11 protein-coding genes are annotated in these 13,808 nt (G+C 43.2%); all 11 read right to left on the bottom strand.

From position 1 onward, the window contains the following. Positions 1-4: 4 nt before the first annotated feature. The 11 genes from V1225_RS09725 to V1225_RS09675 all read right to left on the bottom strand — a co-directional run bounded on the left by V1225_RS09725 (position 5) and on the right by V1225_RS09675 (position 13,769). Positions 5-343 carry a YlbF family regulator gene (locus tag V1225_RS09725; protein WP_160201452.1) on the bottom strand — a complete coding sequence of 113 codons (339 nt, stop codon included), beginning with the start codon at positions 341-343 and terminating at the stop codon, positions 5-7. Positions 344-627: 284 nt separating this feature from the next. After that, positions 628-2,439 (bottom strand): RNase J family beta-CASP ribonuclease, encoded by a 1,812-nt coding sequence (locus tag V1225_RS09720; protein WP_160202624.1) that lies wholly within the window; start codon positions 2,437-2,439, stop codon positions 628-630. 10 nt (positions 2,440-2,449) lie between these two features. After that, entirely contained in the window at positions 2,450-4,921 is a 2,472-nt protein-coding gene (gene leuS, locus V1225_RS09715; protein ID WP_251632297.1) for a leucine--tRNA ligase, read from the bottom strand. An 8-nt stretch (positions 4,922-4,929) separates the two neighbouring features. Beyond that, complete coding sequence (gene rsfS / locus V1225_RS09710; RefSeq protein ID WP_160202626.1) at positions 4,930-5,274, bottom strand: ribosome silencing factor; 345 nt, start codon at positions 5,272-5,274, stop codon at positions 4,930-4,932. Further along, positions 5,264-5,848, bottom strand: coding sequence for a bis(5'-nucleosyl)-tetraphosphatase (symmetrical) YqeK (yqeK, locus tag V1225_RS09705; RefSeq protein ID WP_160202627.1), 585 nt, complete (start codon positions 5,846-5,848; stop codon positions 5,264-5,266). The genes rsfS and yqeK overlap by 11 nt, the downstream gene beginning before the upstream one ends. Beyond that, positions 5,817-6,428 (bottom strand): nicotinate-nucleotide adenylyltransferase, encoded by a 612-nt coding sequence (nadD, locus tag V1225_RS09700; RefSeq protein ID WP_160202628.1) that lies wholly within the window; start codon positions 6,426-6,428, stop codon positions 5,817-5,819. The genes yqeK and nadD overlap by 32 nt, the downstream gene beginning before the upstream one ends. A gap of 2 nt (positions 6,429-6,430) precedes the next feature. Beyond that, positions 6,431-8,194, bottom strand: coding sequence for an aspartate--tRNA ligase (aspS, locus tag V1225_RS09695; RefSeq protein ID WP_160202629.1), 1,764 nt, complete (start codon positions 8,192-8,194; stop codon positions 6,431-6,433). A gap of 16 nt (positions 8,195-8,210) precedes the next feature. Then, positions 8,211-9,464, bottom strand: a complete 1,254-nt coding sequence (hisS, locus tag V1225_RS09690) for a histidine--tRNA ligase (protein WP_160202630.1) — start codon at positions 9,462-9,464, stop codon at positions 8,211-8,213. Continuing rightward, entirely contained in the window at positions 9,452-10,849 is a 1,398-nt protein-coding gene (gene hemZ, locus V1225_RS09685; protein WP_338546281.1) for a coproporphyrinogen dehydrogenase HemZ, read from the bottom strand. The genes hisS and hemZ overlap by 13 nt, the downstream gene beginning before the upstream one ends. Next, a complete protein-coding gene (locus V1225_RS09680; protein ID WP_160202632.1) occupies positions 10,839-11,459 on the bottom strand; it encodes an MBL fold metallo-hydrolase in 621 nt (206 codons plus the stop codon). The genes hemZ and V1225_RS09680 overlap by 11 nt, the downstream gene beginning before the upstream one ends. 111 nt (positions 11,460-11,570) lie before the next feature. Beyond that, positions 11,571-13,769, bottom strand: a complete 2,199-nt coding sequence (locus V1225_RS09675) for a bifunctional (p)ppGpp synthetase/guanosine-3',5'-bis(diphosphate) 3'-pyrophosphohydrolase (protein ID WP_160202633.1) — start codon at positions 13,767-13,769, stop codon at positions 11,571-11,573. Between the last annotated feature and the right edge of the window lie 39 nt (positions 13,770-13,808).

Raw genomic sequence — 13,808 nt, 5'->3', positions numbered from 1 at the left:
AGATTTACTGCATATTGCCAATACCCATTACTTCGCCCAAAATCTTATAGACATCATTCATCATCAGGGAAAAGCGCATCTCCGCCTGCATATACTGAGCTGCCATAGGATCTTTCATGATAATCTGATAGAGATCCTGCACAGACTGCATCATGCCTGACGCACTGTCATCGCCCATCATCTGCTTTGCCTGCACTTCAAATTGCTTAGCCTGAAAATCTTTAATCATCGAAGCAAGTTCCTCATTCTGATCAACTACTTTTTTCAGCTGATCGTACTGTTTAAACTCTTCGGACTCTCTGATTGCTTTGGCAAGTCCGTGAGCCTGATCATAAACGTTCATGTGTTACCTCCTTAATACTGCCGCTCGTTTTCTTGGGGCAGGACCATTATACGACTAGCGTCTACCCAATCGAATTTCGCTTAGCTCATTCTCTTGGGACGCAAAAGCATAAGGTCTGCCTTGCCAAGCAAACTTCGCTTCGCTCGTTTTCTTGGGGCAGGACCATTATACGACTAGCGTCTACCCAATCGAATCTCGCTTAGCTCATTCTCTTGGGACGCAAAAGCATAAGGTCTGCCTTGCCAAGCAAACTTCGCTTCGCTCGTTTTCTTGGGGCAGGACCATTATACATCCAGGAAAATCGGAAGGATGATTGGACTTCTCTTGGTTTTTCGGAAGATGAATTTCCGAAGGTCTTCTCTTACGTTGTTCTTAATGGCACTCCAGTCTTTGCTGCCATTTCCCGATAGAGTATCTTCCAGAGATTGTCTTGCCACAGCTCTGGCATCGTTGATTAGATCCTCGTTCTCTCTGACATAGACAAAGCCACGAGAAACAATATCTGGTCCTGAAATCACCTCTCCGCTAGCTCTGTCGATGGCTGCAACCACAATAATCAAACCGGATTCGGAGAGCAGTTTTCTGTCCCGAAGAACGATATTTCCAATATCACCCACACCCAGACCGTCAACCAATACATCTTCTGCGCTGACAACATTCTGGAACTTCGTTGCATTGCGCTTATCCACAGTGAGCTGATCTCCATTAGACAAGATAAAAATATTCTTCTTTTTCATGCCTATGGATTCAGACAGAGCTGCATGCTGCACTAAATGTCTGTGTTCACCGTGTACGGGCATGAAAAACTTTGGTTTGATCAGCGTATGAATCAGCTTCAGTTCTTCCTGACAGGCGTGACCGGAAACATGAATATCCGCTATATCGTTATAGATGACTTCTACTTCTTTTTCGTAAAGTCTGTTTACGACCGTTGATACGGTCTTTTCATTTCCCGGAACCGGCGTCGAAGACAGAATCACAGTATCGCCCTTTTTCAGCTTTACACTGCGATGCTCATCATTTGCCATCCTCGACAGCGCAGACATCGGTTCACCCTGACTTCCCGTAGTAATAATCACCAACTGGTTGTCAGGAATATTTCTGGTCTTATTCAGGTCTACGTAGGTGCCTGCAGGAAAATGCAGATAGCCAAGTTCACTTGCCAGATTTACTACATTGTCCATACTTCTGCCGGAAACAGCTACTTTTCTGCCGTATTTTGCAGCAAGTTCTACAATTTTCTGTACTCTATGGACGTTGGAAGAGAAAGTGGCAATAATAATTCGATTCTTTGCCTCTCTGAAAATACCATCCAGCGTCTGACCTACCACTCGTTCAGAGGCAGTGTAGCCTTTTCTGAGCACATTAGTACTGTCTGCAAGCATTAAATCTACGCCGCGTCTTCCGATTTCAGCAAACTTTGCTAAATCAATCGGTTCGCCATCAATCGGCGTGTAGTCAATTTTGAAATCTCCTGTATGAAACAGGGTCGCAGCCGGTGTCTGAATGTACAGACAGATGGCGTCCGCAATGGAATGAGTAGTTCTAATTGCCTCTACCTTAAATTCTCCTACTTTAAATTTTTCTCCAGCTTTTACAATATGAAATTTTGCTTTCAGTCCGTGTTCCTTCAGTTTATTTTCTATGAGTCCAAGGGTTAACCTGGTTCCATAGATCGGTACCTGAATCTGTTTTAAAAGATATGGGATTGCACCGATATGGTCTTCGTGACCGTGGGTAATTACCATACCTACAATTTTTTTCGCATTCTTTACCAGATAGCTAAAATCTGGAATGACGACGTCAATGCCGTACATTTCATCTTCTGGAAAAGACATGCCGCAGTCAATGAGTAATATCTGGTCTTTATATTCTAAAACCGTCAGGTTTTTACCTATTTCATTGAGACCTCCGATTGGAATAACTTTCAGGTTTTCTGCCTTTTTCGTCTGCTGCGCAGGCTTCACTGTCCTCATTACATTTTTTCTTGGTGAGGATTTTTTCGTAGACTTCTTTAGCGGCAAAACCTCTTTATTCTGCGGTCTCCGGACAGCCGCTTTTTTAGCTTGCGGCTTCTTACTGTTGTAATCTCTCATATACTCCCCTCTACTTTATAACAATATTTACAAGCTTATTAGGGACTGCAATGACTTTTACCACATTCTTGCCCTCTGTCAAAGCTTTTACTTTGTCATCAGAAAGCGCAGTTTTTTCCAGTTCTTCTCTTGTTAAATTATTTGCTACATTTAATTTCTCTTTTAATTTTCCGTTCACCTGAACTACAATTTCAACCATATCTTTCACCAGTGCAGCTTCATCGTATGCAGGCCAGCTAACCTCGGTCAAGGTCTTAGTGCCGTCCAGAGTCTGCCACATTTCTTCGCAAATGTGCGGTGTAAACGGTGAAAGGATGATAACCAGTGTATCGATTGCCTTCTTCATGAAGTCCTGGTTTGCGTCTTCCAATTCTTTATATCTGTACAGCGCATTGACAAGTTCCATAATAGAACTGATGGCTGTATTGAAGCTGAATCTTCCTCCTACATCGTCGGTTACTTTCTTGATAGTAGTATTGAGGACATAATTCAATTCCTTATCTGCGTCTGTTTTGATTTCGTATGCACCACCTGTGCCCTGATAATTCTGGGTGAAATCATAAACCAGACGATATACACGGTTTAGGAAACGGTAGCTTCCTTCTACCCCTGCATCGGACCAATCCAACTCTCTTTCCGGCGGTGCTGCAAAGAGAATGAATAATCTTGCAGTATCAGCGCCGTATTTGTTGATAATTTCTTCAGGGCTGACAACGTTACCCAGTGACTTACTCATCTTCTTGCCGTCCTTGTTTACCATGCCCTGTGTAAGCAGGTTCTTGAACGGTTCTTCGTGTTTGGTCAGTCCCAGGTCATAAAGTGCCATCTGGAAGAATCTTGCGTACATCAGATGTAAAATCGCATGTTCTACACCGCCGATGTACTGGTCAACATCCATCCAGTAGTCGACTTTGTCCTTGGCAAAAGCTATTTCCTGATTCTTCGGATCGCAGTATCTTAAGAAGTACCAGGAAGAATCCAAGAAAGTATCCATGGTATCCATCTCTCTTCTGGCTTCTTTTCCGCACTTCGGACAAGTACACTTGCCAAAGGTTTTGGAAGTGGTCAGTGGAGACTCGCCTTTTCCGGTAAATTCTACGTCAGTCGGAAGCAGCACCGGCAGGTTTTCTTCTTTTTCAGGAACCCAGCCGCACTCTTCGCAGTAAATCATCGGAATCGGAGTACCCCAGTATCTCTGTCTTGAAATCAGCCAGTCACGGAGCCTGTAGTTGACAGTTTTCTTACCGATACCTTCTTCGCTAAGCCATTCGATAACTGCACCGATAGCTTCTTGATTGTTCATACCATCAAACTTGCCGGAGTTAATCATAGTACCTTCTGCGGCAAAGGCCTCCTTCAAGTCATGAACATCAATTTCTGGATTGTCTGAATCTACAACCGGAATAATTTCTAAATCAAACTTCTTTGCAAAGTCGAAATCTCTCTGGTCGTGAGCAGGTACCGCCATGATGGCACCTGTTCCATAACCCATCAGCACATAGTCAGAAATAAAAATCGGAACTTTCTTTCCGTTGACCGGATTGACTGCGTATTTTCCGATGAATACACCAGTCTTCTCGTTGGTGGTGGAAGTTCTTTCGATGTCGTTCATATGCTGTACTTTGTCCAGATATGCAAGAACTGGCGCTTCGTATTCTGTACCCTTTACAAGGTCCATTACATATGGGTGTTCTGGCGCCATAACCATGTAAGTAACACCAAAGAGCGTATCAGCGCGAGTGGTAAATACTTTTAACAACTTATCAGTTTCATCAATTGTAAAATCGATTTCCGCACCGATGGACTTTCCGATCCAGTTTTTCTGCATGACCTTAACCTTGTTAGGCCAGCCTTCCAGCTTGTCAAGGTTGTTCAAAAGTCTGTCAGCATAGTCTGTAATTTTGAAGTACCACTGGGAAAGATTCTTCTTTCCAACCGGTGATTTACATCTTTCGCAGCAGCCATCCACAACCTGCTCATTGGCAAGTACAGTCTGGCAGCTCGGGCACCAGTTTACAGGATTTTCCTTCTTATAGGCAAGGCCCTTGTTGTAGAACTGAATAAAGATCCACTGCATCCACTTGTAATAATCCGGATTGCAGGTCTGCACCTCTCTGTCCCAGTCATAAGCAAGCCCCAGCTGGTCAAGCTGCGCTTCCATTTCGTGGATATTGTCCCAGGTCCATTTGCTCGGTTCCACGCCGTGTTTAATCGCTGCATTTTCAGCAGGAAGTCCAAAGGAGTCAAAGCCCATCGGGTGCAGCACGTTGAATCCCTGCATTGCCTTGCATCTTGCAATGACATCACCGATAGAATAGTTTCTCACATGTCCCATGTGCAGTTTTCCCGAAGGATAAGGGAACATTTCCAGCACATAGTACTTTTCCTTGCTCTCATCAATGTCAGTTTTGAAAGAATCATTCTCTTTCCAGTGCTTTTGCCATTTACTTTCAATTTCTTTAAAGTTGTATTTTTCGTTCATTGCTTTTATTAATCCTCCAAATCTAAAAAGCTGCAGTCGCCCCACACCTTTTCGATATTATATTTTTCTCGCATTTCTTTCGTAAAGATATTGACGATGATATCGCCAAAGTCCATCAAAACCCAGCCGGAGTTCTGCTTTCCTTCAATGTTCTTTACAAGAAGTCCTTCTTTTGCAAACTGATCTTCTACTTCATCAACCAGGCTATTTACCTGTCTTTCTGAATTACCGGTTGCAATCACCAGATAGTCTGCAAATGTTGCTTTTTCCATGATATCGATGACAGCAATATCAAGCGCTTTTTTGTCATCTAAGGTTTTCGCCGCAAGCAGCGCAAAACTTTTATTGTCCATTTTCCTTCTCCTTTATGGCATATTGTTTCTGTAAATAATCTCTGGCAGCAATAGTGTCTGTATCAAGGAAATTTCCCTGCTGCCGAACATATTCTATGGTTCTGCTCAGAGAAAGTAAACACGCCTTATCTAAATCTTCTTCTGCCGCCTGTCGGATCTCCTCTACACCCGGATAATTTCGATTGGGTTCAATGGCATCTGCAATATAGATTACTTTTTCCAGCGCGCTCATGGCAGGTCGTCCTGTCGTATGATAGCTGACCGCATTAATAATATCCGGATCTGTTATCTCAAAATCCCGTTCCATCACGATAGCGGCAATTTTTCCGTGGGCCAGATTGCCGTTGTTCAGATAGATTTCAGAAAGTCCCAGATGTTTTACATAGTAATTCAGTACATCGACGCTAACGCCCCGATACATATCGTGAAACAATGCCGCAACCTCTGCTTTTTCGGGATCTGCACCATATTTTTTTGCAAGATTCATTGCAGTAACTCTGACGCCTTCTGTGTGAAGTTTTCTCTTCTCTGAAAAATTTTTCTCAATATACGTCTTGATAGAGTCTGTGTTCATGAATATACCTTTCTATCGGAAAAGGTACCAACGATCTGATAGATTTTCCCGCTTTTATATTTTCTTTAATATCCGTGGAAGATACTTCCAAAATTTTGTTGTGCAAAACTTTAATCTTTGCGTCATAGCATCGGCGTACTTTCTCAACCATCTCAATAGTCTCACTTTCCTTATAGCCAGGTCTTACACCGACAACAAAAGGAAACTCCCGCAAAAGATCAGCCCCCTTATACCACGTTTCCAAACTGAGAAACGAGTCTGTACCCAGAATAAAGTGAAGGCGGTCTTTGGGGTACTGACATTTCAATGTCTGCAGCGTCTTATAAGTATAAGAAATCTCTTCGCTGAATGCCTCCACAGTGGATACAACAAAATTTTGATTCTGATGGGCAATTAGACTGACCATATTGACCCTGTCCTCCTCTGCAGCCATGTGACGTCCCAATTTAAAGGGCTGCACCTTTGCAGGCAGAAGAATAATCTGCGAAAGGCCACATTCGCGCATTGCAGCCTTTGCGATGGATAAATGCCCGTTATGGAATGGATCAAAGGATCCGCCTAATATTCCGATATCACTCATGATTACCTCAAGTTGATTCCTAGTTCAGTCAGCTGTTCTTCTTCTACAACGCCCGGCGCTTCGCAGACCATGCACTGTGCATTCTGGTTCTTCGGAAATGCAATGACTTCTCTGATGCTGTGCTCGCCAAGAAGAAGCATAACCAGTCTATCAAGACCGTAAGCAAGACCTCCGTGCGGCGGTGCGCCATATTTGAAAGCTTCTAGAAGAAAACCAAATTTTTCCTGGCATTCCTCCTCTGTCAGTCTCAATGCCTTAAACATCTTCGCCTGTAAATCCTTTTCGTGGATTCTGATGCTGCCGCCGCCTACTTCTACACCGTTCATTACGATGTCATAAGCGATCGCTTTAACCTTTTCCGGCGCTGTATCGAGAAGCGGAATGTCTTCTGTTCTCGGATGTGTAAACGGATGGTGCATTGCTTTCAGTTCACCTGTTTCGTCATCCTTTTCAAACATCGGAAAATCCGTTACCCACAGCAAATTGAACTGCTTGTCGTCTAAGAGTCCCAGAATGCCTGCAATATGTCTTCTCAGGAATCCCAAAGTGTCAAATACGACTTTTGCTCTGTCAGCGGCGATGAGAATCAGATCATTCACCTTTGCGTCAAAGACCTTTGCAATCTCAGCAAGCTGTTCCTGCGTAAAGAATTTATTTACGGAAGATTTATATTCGTTTTCTTCTACTCTCAGCCATACCAGACCCTTTGCACCGTAATGTTTAGCCTGCTCTGTAAGCTTGTCGATATCCTTTCTGCTGAACTTGTCGGAAGCGTTATCGATGCAGATACCTCTGACATCGCCGCCTGCGGCAAGCGCATCAGCAAAGACTTTAAACTCTGTACCGGCAACCACATCATTTAAAGACTTTAGTTCAAATCCAAATCTGGTGTCAGGTTTGTCGCTGCCGTAACGCTCCATAGCTTCATCGAAAGGGATTCTAGGAAACGGCACAGCGATTTCTACATCGAGCAGCTCCTTAAACACTCTCTTTAAAAAGCCTTCCTGCATAGCAATCACATCATCTTGATCTACAAAGGACATTTCCATGTCAATCTGCGTAAATTCAGGCTGTCTGTCTGCACGCAGGTCCTCATCTCTGAAGCACTTTGCAATCTGGATATAGCGGTCACAGCCGCTGACCATGAGAAGCTGCTTGAAAAGCTGCGGCGACTGGGGCAGCGCATAGAATCTGCCTTCGTTAACGCGGCTCGGAACCAGATAGTCTCTGGCACCTTCCGGTGTGGATTTGATTAGAATCGGTGTTTCGATTTCGGTAAATCCGTTTTCGTCAAAATAATCCCGGGTCAGCTTGGCAAGTTTATGTCTGAATCTAATGTTCTCTTGCATTTTCAGCTTGCGCAAATCCAAATATCTGTATTTTAAACGAAGGTTATCGTCTACATTGTCATCGTCTTTGATGTAAATTGGCGGCGTTTCTGATTCGTTATAAATCAGAAGTTCCTTTGCAAACACTTCGATTTCACCAGTCGGAATATTAGGGTTTTTCGAGCTTCGCTCCTTTACAATGCCTCTTACGCCGATGACATACTCACTACGCAATGATTCTGCTCTTTTAAAAACCTTCTCGGAAATCGTATCGTCGAAAGTAATCTGCACAATGCCGGTCTTATCTCTAAGGTCAGCAAAGATTAATCCACCCAGACTTCTCTGTTTTGCAACCCAACCGTTAAGCACGACTTCTTCATCTACATTTGCAATGCGTAAATCGCCGCAATAATGGGTTCTCTTTAATAATTCTGCCATGTATTTCTTATCTCTCCTATTTTGCTAATTCTTCTGTCAGATCTTCTAATTTTACTTCTCTCTGCTGGGAGGTTGCCATTTCCTTTACAGAAACAACGCCTTCAGCAAGTTCGTTATCGCCGATGACTACGGTGTACTGTGCGCCCAGTCTATCGGCATATTTAAACTGCCCCTTGATGTTTCTTGCAAGAGTATCCATCTCAGCTTTCACACCTTTGTTTCTAAGCTGGCGAAGAAGTTTGAGACCGAATGCCTTTGCATCCTCGCCCATGACAGCGATAAAGGCTTTTAGCGGCTCCGGCTGTGGAATTTCAACGCCATTTTCCTCCATCAGCATCAAAAGACGCTCAATACCCAGTCCAAAACCAACGCCAGGAATCGGAGGTCCGCCAATTTCTTCGATGAGGTGGTCGTACCTGCCCCCTCCGCATACGGTTCCTTGTGTTCCGTTACTATCTGTTACAAACTCAAAAGCTGTCTTGGTATAGTAATCCAGCCCTCTTACGATTCTCGGATCCACAATATATTCAATGCCCATAGCGTCCAGGTTCTTCTGTACATCAGTGAATGCCGTTTTGCAGTCATCGCAAAGGTAATCGATCATATCCGGTGCATCTTTTACTAATTCTTGACAGATTTCCGATTTACAATCCAAAATTCTCATCGGATTTCTCTCATATCTGTCTTTGCAGGTATTGCAAAGCTGGTCATAAACCGGCTCCAAGAATTTTTTCAGAGCCTCCCTATGTTTCTGTCTGCAGGAAGGACAACCCACACTGTTAATTTTCAGTTTGATGTCCTTAATTCCCATGTCGTGTAGGAAATCATAACCAAGGCAGATAACCTCTGCATCAGCCAGCATGTTGGTGGTTCCGAAAATTTCGATACCAAACTGATGAAATGCTCTAAGTCTTCCAGACTGCGGTTTTTCATAGCGGAAACACGGTGTAATATAATAGTATTTGGTCGGCTGCACTTCTGCATAGTGTTTGTGTTCAATAAAAGCTCTCGCCACCGGTGAAGTTCCTTCCGGTTTTAAAGTAATGCTTCTCTTTGCATAGTCATCGAAGGTGTACATTTCTTTCTGTACGATATCGGTTGTGTCTCCAACACCTCTTTTAAACAGCTCGGTGTGTTCAAATGCCGGCGTTCTGATTTCCTTGAAGCCGTATTTATCGCAGAATTCGGAGAATTTTTTCTCAACGTACTGCCACTTGTACACCTGTGCAGGCAACGTATCCTTCGTTCCTTTTGGTGCTATGATTGCCATTTTTCTACCTCCATAAATAAATTTTTCTCTTTTCTATCCAGCATTTCTTCAATACGCGCTATGTATTCCTGATAGTTGGTTACATTGGGCACACGTTCCAGACGGTTTTCCTCCGGGTAGTAAACCTTGGTGATTCCTCCCGCGCCAAGGGCAATAATCGTCTGATGTTCGTCCATAATACGCACATTATAAATGCAGTCTTTATCTTTTTTGCAGTATCCTGTATTTTCAAAAGCGCCAGCCATATGTTTCTGTCTGTACAGATAATACGGTATATAGCCTGCGTCCTTGAGGATTTGTCTGCTTTCAGAAAGCTGCGCAGAAACAAGATCAGCCTGTTTATAGTGGAAATCCTTGTCAATGTCCACAAGGCGGGACGCCCGCTTTACCGCAAGACAGTGCACCGTAATATTGTCAGGTGCAAGAGCGATAATCTCTTTCAGTGATCTAGCAAAATCTTCCTCAGATTCATCCGGAAGTCCTGCGATTAGATCTGCATTAATACTGTTAAATCTATGTTTCTTCGCCATTTCAAAGGCGCTGATGATATCTTCCGGTTTATGATTTCTTCCGATGCGTTCCAGCGTCTTTTCATGCATAGACTGCGGGTTGATGCTAATTCGATCTACCCCTGCCTCTTTCAGCACCATCAGCTTCTCCGCTGTAATAGTGTCTGGCCGTCCTGCTTCTACAGTCAATTCCCTAAGCGCCGTCAAATCGAAATTTTGTTTTATCGTCTGCAGCAAAATTCTAAGCTGCTCTGCGCTCAGCGTAGTCGGTGTGCCGCCGCCCACATAGATGGTTTCCGCCATTATGCCGCACTCCTGCATTCGTCTTCCTACATAGGCAATTTCCTTTAAAAGCGCCTCAAAATATCTGGCGATTTCACTGTCTGCTACCTGATTGGACGCAAAGGAACAATAGACACATCTGGTCGGACAGAATGGAATGCCGATATAAACGCCTGCAGACTTCGGTACAGCTTTACCGCATGTCCTCTGCTGATGGAAATACATCTCAATCAGCAGTTTCGCCTTTTCTTCTGTTAAATAATACTCGCTCATAAGGATTTGAAGCACAGCATTTTCACTGCCGACTTTTTCGTAGATTTCCCCAGTAAGCTTTACCGGTCTGATTCCAGTCAAAATCCCCCACTGGGGATATACTCCGGTCAGCGAAGATAGCTGATCGTAAATCTGTCTTTTAATCTGATTCTTATCAGAAAAATTTTCTTTATTAAAGACAAGAAACGTTTCTCCATCTTGCTGTACATAATCCTCTGAAACCAGAACATACTGGTCAGGACGAAGAAATATCTTGATCATTTCTTCTAATAAATATTTTTTTTCAAAATGAAAAATCTGAATCTTTATCTTATCTAACAAAAGGATTGTGCTCCTTTTCGTAACCAATCGTAGTTTCGCTCATATGACCCGGATATACCATGGTGTTGTCCGGCAGCACGAAAAGTCTTTCCTTGATAGAATTGATGATTTCTCCAAAATCTCCACCATAAAAATCAGTTCTGCCTATGGACTGGCGAAACAGCGTATCACCGCTGAATACTGCCCCATCTGTAATGATGGACATACCGCCTTTGGTGTGTCCCGGCGTATGGATAAAGGTAAGAGCAGTGTTTCCCACCGTTAGATTTTCTCGGTCCTTCACATAGATATCCGCATCAACGATGATCGGTTTTCCGCAGATTTCCAGAGAAACGTTCAGGTTAGAATCCATCAGCATTTCTCTCTCCGCTTCATATGCGACCACTTTTGCACTCGGAAAATCCTTTAAAAAGTCATCGACACCACCAATATGATCGGCATGACCATGGGTCAAAATGATGTATTCTACTTCAATATTCTCTTCCTTTGCTTTTTGGGTCAGCAGCGGGCTGTATCCACCCGGATCTACAATAAATCCCTTTTTGGTTTCATCAAAAGCCAAATAAGTGTTTACCTGAATCGGACAGGTAATAAATTTAAGAATGTTCATATATTCTTTCCTCTTTCTTATACGACTTGCACTTAGCCAATCGCTGCGCTCTTGGGGTGCAACAGCATAAGGACTTCTCATCAATTTACTTTGTAAATTGGAGCAAGTCCATTAACTCCTTGCTCTATAAACGTTAGTGACACTCTGGACATTTCTCAGAGTCCGCAATACTCTCTGCATTTGCTGCGTACTGGCAATGGACAGGGTCAGAGTGATATTGACTACGCCGTCTTTTCCGCTCTTTGCATTGACACCGGAAATGTTCACGTCCATATCTTCACAAGCTCTGGAAATATCCGAAAAAATTCCCTTTCTCTCGCCTGCCGCAATACAAATGTCCGCATTATAGGATTTTCCGACCTTCAGGTCTTCCCATTCTACTTCAATAAATCTTGCTTTCTCTCCTTCTGGAAGCGAAGTGATATTGGAGCAGTCCTTGCGGTGAACAGAAATGCCTCTGCCTTTTGTGATGAATCCGACAATATCATCCCCCGGAACAGGATTACAACACCGGGAAACTCGAATCATCAAATTATCCGCTCCCTTGACAATAATGCCGGGATTTTCTCGCTGGTGACGCTGCATTTTTTCCTTCTTAGCGTCATTTTCCAGCATTTTTTTCTGCTTTTCTTCTCTCTTCTGCTCAAGCTTCTTATCTTCATTAAAATAGCCGAACAGAAGATTTGCGTATTTACTTAAGATGGTACCGCCTTTACTGATCTGCATATAAGCTTCATCTTGAGTTGCGATATTCATCTCTTTGGTCGCTTTTGTCAGATAGCTTGTTTTACCCACAAGCTGTGGATCAAAGCCCTTCTTTCTAATATATTTATCCAGCGCGTCTTTTCCTCTTGAGACGTCATCCGGTTTACTTTCTTTCTTAAGCCACTGCCTGATTTTTGTTCTAGCAGTAGAACTCTTGGCAATTTTTAACCAATCTATACTTGGACCGCTTGAATTCGAAGAAGTGACAATTTCAACGATATCTCCGTTATTCAAGGTATGGTCGATGGTGACCATTTTTCCGTTTACTTTTGCGCCAACACATTTACAGCCAACTGCTGTATGAATTTTAAAGGCAAAGTCCAGCGGCGTAGAACCTGCCGGCAGGTCGATGACCTCTCCCTTTGGCGTAAATACAAAAACCTGACTGGAAAAAAGATCCATTTTAAGAGTTTCCATAAACTCCTTTGGATCGTTCAGTTCACTTTGCCATTCCAGCGTCTGTCTCACCCATGCCAGCTTCATTTCCTCATGATTTTGGTCGCCTTTCGTATTTCCCTCTTTGTACTTCCAATGAGCAGCAATACCATATTCCGCAACTCTGTGCATTTCGTAAGTTCTGATTTGAATTTCAAACGGTTCACCGTTATCGCCCAGTACCGTTGTATGAAGCGACTGATACATGTTCGGTTTCGGCATGGCAATATAATCTTTGAATCTACCCGGAATAGGTTTCCACATGGTGTGCACCTGACCTAAAACAGCGTAGCAATCCCTGACATTTTCTACAATAACGCGAACTGCAGTCAGGTCAAAGATTTCATCCAGCTGCTTGTGCTGCAGTACCATTTTTTTATATACGCTGTAAAGATGTTTGGAACGTCCAGAAATATCATAGTGCATGTTCATCTGGTCCAGTGCTTCTTTAATTTCCTCTATTACTGTATTGATAAATTGTTCTCTCTGCTCTTTTTTCTCAGTAACTTCAGACTCCAGCTTTCCTACTTCTTCCGGGTGAAGATAGGAAAGCGCCAAATCTTCCAGCTCAAATTTCACAGTATAAATACCGAGACGACTTGCTAGAGGCGCATAAATATCAAGAGTCTCTCTGGATTTTTCAATTTTTTTCTCAGGACGCATAAACTGCAGTGTCCGCATATTGTGCAAACGGTCTGCAAGCTTGATAATCAGTACGCGAATATCCTTGGACATGGCGAGAAACATCTTTCTGAGATTTTCCGCCTGCGCCTCTTCTTTACTGTCAAATTTTATGCTTCCCAGTTTAGTGACACCATCTACCAAGAGAGCAATCTCTTCACTGTAGTCACATACGAGCTGCTCTCTGGTATATTCTGTGTCTTCAACGACATCATGCAAAAGCCCACCGACGATGGTTTCCTCGTCCATACCAAGCTGTGCCAATAACTTGGCGACAGCAATAGGATGAATCAGATACGGCTCTCCGCTCTTACGAAGCTGACCATCGTGCAAGGTGCGAGCCGTATCAAAGGCTCGCCCTATTAAATCGGTGTCATAATTTTTATTGATACTGGTAATTTCTTCTAAAAATTTTGCTTTTGTTTCCATTAATGTCTATTCTGCTCCTGCAATCAGTTTAATCTAATT

The organism is Emergencia sp. JLR.KK010 (assembly GCF_037018265.1).
GTDB classification, from domain to species: domain Bacteria; phylum Bacillota; class Clostridia; order Peptostreptococcales; family Anaerovoracaceae; genus Senimuribacter; species Senimuribacter intestinalis.
This window is presented reverse-complemented; position numbering and strand designations above follow the sequence as displayed.

Excerpts from the sequence above, each read along its gene's own strand:
- rsfS (WP_160202626.1), bottom strand. The coding sequence starts at position 5,274 with ATGGACAATAAAAGTTTTGCGCTGCTTGCGGCGAAAACCTTAGATGAC.
- yqeK (WP_160202627.1), bottom strand. The coding sequence starts at position 5,848 with ATGAACACAGACTCTATCAAGACGTATATTGAGAAAAATTTTTCAGAG.
- leuS (WP_251632297.1), bottom strand. The coding sequence starts at position 4,921 with ATGAACGAAAAATACAACTTTAAAGAAATTGAAAGTAAATGGCAAAAG.
- V1225_RS09725 (WP_160201452.1), bottom strand. The coding sequence starts at position 343 with ATGAACGTTTATGATCAGGCTCACGGACTTGCCAAAGCAATCAGAGAG.
- aspS (WP_160202629.1), bottom strand. The coding sequence starts at position 8,194 with ATGGCAGAATTATTAAAGAGAACCCATTATTGCGGCGATTTACGCATT.
- V1225_RS09720 (WP_160202624.1), bottom strand. The coding sequence starts at position 2,439 with ATGAGAGATTACAACAGTAAGAAGCCGCAAGCTAAAAAAGCGGCTGTC.
- V1225_RS09675 (WP_160202633.1), bottom strand. The coding sequence starts at position 13,769 with ATGGAAACAAAAGCAAAATTTTTAGAAGAAATTACCAGTATCAATAAA.
- V1225_RS09680 (WP_160202632.1), bottom strand. The coding sequence starts at position 11,459 with ATGAACATTCTTAAATTTATTACCTGTCCGATTCAGGTAAACACTTAT.
- nadD (WP_160202628.1), bottom strand. The coding sequence starts at position 6,428 with ATGAGTGATATCGGAATATTAGGCGGATCCTTTGATCCATTCCATAAC.
- hisS (WP_160202630.1), bottom strand. The coding sequence starts at position 9,464 with ATGGCAATCATAGCACCAAAAGGAACGAAGGATACGTTGCCTGCACAG.